This is a genomic window from Stenotrophomonas sp. YIM B06876 (assembly GCF_030711595.1).
Taxonomy (GTDB): domain Bacteria; phylum Pseudomonadota; class Gammaproteobacteria; order Xanthomonadales; family Xanthomonadaceae; genus Stenotrophomonas.
In genome coordinates this window covers 1-1,205 of record NZ_JAUJUJ010000244.1, presented here as the reverse complement: position 1 = coordinate 1,205, position 1,205 = coordinate 1, and the positions used below count along the sequence as shown (strand labels likewise).

Annotated in this window: 3 protein-coding genes; 2 read left to right on the top strand and 1 reads right to left on the bottom strand. The window is 66.7% G+C overall.

What is annotated here, in order from left to right:
* A partial coding sequence (locus tag QZH66_RS16450) for an acyl-CoA dehydrogenase family protein (protein WP_305806950.1) occupies positions 1–488 on the bottom strand: 488 nt, incomplete at its 3' end.
* 154 nt (positions 489–642) lie between these two features.
* Between QZH66_RS16450 and QZH66_RS16445 the strand changes: the two genes are divergently transcribed.
* Both QZH66_RS16445 and QZH66_RS16440 read left to right on the top strand, forming a co-directional pair.
* The gene (locus QZH66_RS16445; protein WP_305806949.1) at positions 643–1,032 is read left to right on the top strand and encodes a hypothetical protein; all 390 of its coding nucleotides are present in this window, start codon (positions 643–645) and stop codon (positions 1,030–1,032) included.
* A 53-nt stretch (positions 1,033–1,085) separates the two neighbouring features.
* On the top strand, positions 1,086–1,205 hold a 120-nt coding region (locus QZH66_RS16440; protein WP_305806951.1), incomplete at its 3' end, for a LysR family transcriptional regulator.

Genomic DNA, 1,205 nt, shown 5'->3' with positions numbered 1-1,205 from the left:
GTGCCCATCTTGTCCTTGAGCCGGATGATGCGGTAGTGGTTGTGCGTGCCGTCGTCCAGGTCGCGCGGCAGCAGGAACAGCGAGACGCCCTTCATGCCCGCGGGCGCGCCCTCGGCGCGCGCCAGCACCATGGCGAAGTCGGCGTCGGGATTCGAGCAGAACCACTTGTCGCCAGACAATCGCCATTGGCCAGCTGCGTCCTGCGCGGCCGAGGTGAGCGTGGCGGCGATGTCGGAGCCGGCGGCCTGCTCGGTCATGAACATGGCGCCCTGCGCCAGGGTGTCGAAGTCGACCGACTGGAAGCGCGGCAGGAAGCGCGCCACCAGCTCTGGACTGCCGAATTTTTTCAGCGTGCGCGCCAGCGAGTCGGTCATCGAGACCGGGCAGCACAGGCCGAACTCGGCCTGCACGAACAGGTAGGTCAGCACGTACTTGACCAGCGGCGGCATCTTGCCCTTCCAGCCCAGCGTCTCGTCGCGGTGCGACATCGCGGCCAGGCCGAANTTTTTTCAGCGTGCGCGCCAGCGAGTCGGTCATCGAGACCGGGCAGCACAGGCCGAACTCGGCCTGCACGAACAGGTAGGTCAGCACGTACTTGACCAGCGGCGGCATCTTGCCCTTCCAGCCCAGCGTCTCGTCGCGGTGCGACATCGCGGCCAGGCCGAATTCGGCGAGCGCCAGGCGCTCCATCTCGACGTAGGCCGGGTGCTTGTGGATGCGCTGCTCGTCGATGCCGGTGCGCGTGCGCAGCGAGAGCGTCGGCGGGTTGACGTCGGCGGTGTGCGCCAGATCGTCGAGCGGGCCGCCGGCCAGCGCGCCCAGGCGCTCGAAATGCGGCTGCATGTGGCGCAGCAGATCGGGCGGCAGGTACAGCGCCAGCAGCTGGTGCAGTTCGCTGTCGGTGGTGAAAAGGTTTTGCCCGTGGCGGTCGGGCACGGGATGGTCGGCGGGGGCGCCGGCAGGCGCAGCGGTACTGGACATGGCTGGTCTCCTTTGGGCCCCATTGTTCGAGCCGCAACGATTCCTGTCTAATATCAAATTGCTTTCGATCAATTTGATTTAACTATTGTGAAAGGCGGCCTGCCATGGAGCTGCGGCACCTGCGCTATTTCGTCGTGCTCGCCGAGGAACTGCATTTCGGCCGCGCCGCGCGCCGGCTGGCGATCTCGCAGCCGCCGCTGAGCGTGGCGATACGCCAGCTGGAG